General features: G+C 57.2%; 1 protein-coding gene. It reads left to right on the plus strand.

Annotation, left to right across the window (positions count from 1 at the left end; genetic code table 11):
• Positions 1-2: 2 nt before the first annotated feature.
• A partial coding sequence (locus ALO64_RS26410) for a hypothetical protein (RefSeq protein ID WP_235805011.1) occupies positions 3-215 on the plus strand: 213 nt, incomplete at its 3' end.

A 215-nucleotide genomic window follows, 5' to 3' on the forward strand; every position in this document is an offset into this window, starting at 1 on the left:
GCATAGAGCGTACGCGTGCGATGCAGGTCAGTGACCTTATCAATCTGACGAGCATGGTTGCTGAAGGGCTGCATGATCGTAGCCGGTCGCAACAGAACTTCCCGGCGTCGGACAATGCCCAGTTCAAGATTGAAACAGCCCCTCGCACATCCGAATACCCGGTTTGGCTGGCCGTGCCGCCTGATGATCGTGATAAGGCTCGACTGTCTGCCGGA

It is taken from the genome of Pseudomonas meliae (assembly GCF_001400515.1).
In the GTDB taxonomy this organism is placed as follows: Bacteria; Pseudomonadota; Gammaproteobacteria; order Pseudomonadales; family Pseudomonadaceae; genus Aquipseudomonas; species Aquipseudomonas amygdali.